This window comes from Aestuariivirga sp., from assembly GCF_044238155.1.
Lineage (GTDB): Bacteria > Pseudomonadota > Alphaproteobacteria > Rhizobiales > Aestuariivirgaceae > Aestuariivirga.
The window spans coordinates 1-3,153 of sequence record NZ_JBIIDX010000229.1; the positions used below are offsets into that span (position 1 = coordinate 1).

At 65.0% G+C, this 3,153-nt stretch carries 3 protein-coding genes; 1 reads left to right on the plus strand and 2 read right to left on the minus strand.

Annotated elements, in window-relative coordinates; translation table 11 throughout:
• On the minus strand, nt 1–1,669 hold a 1,669-nt coding region (locus ACILRN_RS16335), incomplete at its 3' end, for a bifunctional DedA family/phosphatase PAP2 family protein (protein ID WP_395690024.1).
• 36 nt (nt 1,670–1,705) lie between these two features.
• Nucleotides 1,706–1,966, minus strand: a complete 261-nt coding sequence (locus ACILRN_RS16340) for a hypothetical protein (protein WP_395690025.1) — start codon at nt 1,964–1,966, stop codon at nt 1,706–1,708.
• A gap of 98 nt (nt 1,967–2,064) precedes the next feature.
• Between ACILRN_RS16340 and ACILRN_RS16345 the strand changes: the two genes are divergently transcribed.
• Nucleotides 2,065–3,153 (plus strand): DHA2 family efflux MFS transporter permease subunit (locus ACILRN_RS16345; protein WP_395690026.1); only part of this gene is annotated, 1,089 nt, incomplete at its 3' end.

Consider the following 3,153-nt stretch of genomic DNA (forward strand, 5'->3'; position numbering starts at 1 on the left):
TGGCCTTGGGGTTGAGATAGGGTAGGCTGTCCTGCCAGGTCCAAACCGGCGAAACGCTCCAGCCAGCGGCGAGCAGCAACGCCTCGGGGGTGGCGAGTTCGCCTGCATACTGCGCCACGAACATCTCGCCCGGGCGGCCTGCAAGATCGATGCGGCGCAGGGGCAGCCCCTCCCAGTCGGCGGCAAGCCATTGCGCCTCGGGCACCAGAATGCGCCGCTCCGGCATGGCGTAGAACTGGGCGGCGCTGGCGTAGCCCTGAGCAACATGAAGCGCCCCGACGCTGGCGAAGACCGCGAAAGCCGCCGCAAGCAGGCCCATGGGCCGGATGCGGCGCGGCGGCACCGCCTCCACCGCCACGCCATAGGCGGCCATCACGACGGTGCCGAACAACAGGCCCGCGAGCACATCCGAAAGCCAGTGCGCCCCCAGATAGACCCGCGAATAGGCGATCGCCACCACCACGAGCGCGCACATCGCATAGACCACCGCTCGGCCCCAGCGGCCCATGGCATGACTGACCAGAATGGCGAGAATGCCGAAGATCACCGCCGCCATCGTGGCGTGGCCCGAGGGAAAGCTGTACTGGCTTGCGCCGGCATAGGCGAGCTCGCTGGGTCTGGCGCGCTGCAGGCCGAACTTCATCACCAGTTCGAAGATCTTGGCGGCAGCAATGGCGATGATCGCAGCATAGGCGGCGCGATAGGCCCTGTGCCAGAAGAGCCAGACGATCATCGCCAGCGCCAGAGCCGTCATCACCACCGTGTCGCCCATCATGGTGATGACGGTCATGATCTCATCGGCGGGCGCGTTGCGCGATTCGCGCATCAGGCTGGCGATCGAGATGTCGAGGTTGGAGACCGCATGCCCCGAAGCCGCACGCAGCGCGATGTTGGCGAGGCTGAGAAGCCCCGCGAACACGATCGCGGCGAACAGCACGATCATCACCGAGCGCGGGTTGTCGGGCGCCACGGCGCGCGCAAAACGCTGCCAGGAGCGCCCCGGGCGGGCCCGCGCCCAGGCCGAGACCCGCCACAGGAGCCGGTCGAGGTGCGGCGAGATGCCAGCCGCGGCGAGCCGGATCACGTAGCCCGCCAGCGCCAGGATGACGAGCAGCGCCAGCAGAACCATCAGAAGCCTGCCGCTCAGTTCGCCTGCAAAGGCCAGCCCCTGCCCGATCAGAACGCCCGGCACGATGTGCGCGAAGGACCAGGCGATGCCCGAGGTGACGTTGACGAAAATGAAGAACAGCTGGTTCATGCCGAACATGCCGACAATGCCGGGCACCACCGACTTCACACCGGGGACGAAGCGGCCGATGGCAATGCTCTTGCCGCCATGCTGGCGCACGAAATCCTCGCCGCGCAGCACCAGCTGCGGATAGCGGTAGAGCGGCCACATGAGCTTCAGCCGCTGGCCGAACAGCCGGCCGGCCCAGTAGGAAACCTGGTCGCCGACGATGCATCCCACGGCGGTGACGGTGATCACCGGCCAGAAACCCAGATGGCCGGTCCCGACCAATATGCCGGCCCCCACCAGCACCGCCGTGGAGGGTACGAACAGGCCGATGATCAGAAGTGCTTCCCCCATGGCGATGAGAAAGATGATGATCAGCGCCCACTCGGGATTGGTGGTAAAGTAGTCGAGATAAGGCTGGATGTAATCGATCACGGCGGGGATGAGTCCTGGCGGGGAGGCGCCCAAGCGCTAGCGGGAGTGGTGGTGGCCCTCACGGGCGGAATGGCAGCGATCTGGCGTCAGTGGGATCTGTTCGTAGGGGTTGTCGCTCTTGGCAGTGGTGTTCTCCGAACAATCCTGGATGGGTAACGGTACGGCATGCGGCAACGCATGCTGGTAGACCTGGGCATAGGACAAGTCCTGCATCCAGTCATCATGGCCCTCCCAGTTCATGGCCGAAGCCGATGTGGCACAGGAGAAGAGGATGATGGTTGCAAACGCATGGCGCATGCCCCAGTAAATAGGGAGATGTCCACACCAAACACAAGTCTCCCGTGCGACTTTCTGGCGTTGGAGGCCGCGGCCGGCTGGTCCATACTCATTCCGACATGACTGAACCGATACCCGAAGCGCGCTCTCCAAGCATGGTCCGGACGTGGCTTGGCTTTGCAGGCCTGTGCCTGGCCATGTTCATGGCGGTGCTGGACATCCAGATCGTGGTGACCTCGCTGGGCGTGATTGATAAGGCGCTGAAAATCGGCGCCGACCGCATGAGCTGGGTGCAGACCTCCTATCTGATCGCCGAGATCATCACCATCCCGCTCACCGGCGTGCTGATGCGCATGCTCTCGATGCGCACGCTGCTGATCGTGGCCACGACGCTGTTCACGCTTGCCTCGGTGGGCTGCGCGCTCAGTTCAGGCTTCGCGATGCTGATAGGCTTCCGGGTGCTGCAGGGCATGGCGGCGGGCGTTCTGATGCCGCTGGCCTTCGCGGCGGTCTTCCTGCTGTTCAGGCCGGGAACGCAGCAGGCGGTGGCCACCGTGGCCGGCGGGCTGGTGGCGGTGATCGCGCCATCAATGGGACCGATCATGGGCGGGCTGATCACCGAGCACCTCTCCTGGCACTGGCTGTTCCTCATCAATGTCGTGCCGGGCGTGGTCACCGTGGCGCTGAGCCTGACATGCCTGCCACGCCAGCCGCTGCATCTTGGACTTCTGCGCCAGCTTGATCTGGCTTCGGTGCTGTTCATCGCGGCAGCACTTGCCTCGCTGGAGATCGGCCTCAAGCAGGCGCCCGACCTTGGCTGGTTCTCGCCGGTGACCCTCAGCCTGTTCGCAGCCTTCGCCGTGCTGCTTGCCCTCACCGTGCTGCGACCGAAACCCGCCGTGGATTTCAGCCTGTTCCGGGACCGCTATCTTGCCTATGGCTGCGCGCTGAGCTTCATTCTGGGCATCGGGCTGTATGGCTCGGTTTATCTCCTCCCGGTGTTTCTGTCTCTGGTGCGCTATCTGGGACCGATCGAAATCGGCATGGTGGTGCTGGTGACAGGCCTGGCACAGCTGGTATCCGCCCCCCTTTCGGTGCTGCTCGACCGGCTGGCCCCGGCGCGCCTGCTGACCTTTCTGGGCTTCGCTGCCTTTGCCACGGGCCTGTTCATGAGCGGCTTCGCGACGAGACTGTCGGGCCCTGACGAA

What these genes read in the sequence shown, in the direction of transcription:
- ACILRN_RS16340 (WP_395690025.1), bottom strand. Translation starts at nt 1,966, where the DNA reads ATGCGCCATGCGTTTGCAACCATCATCCTCTTCTCCTGTGCCACATCG.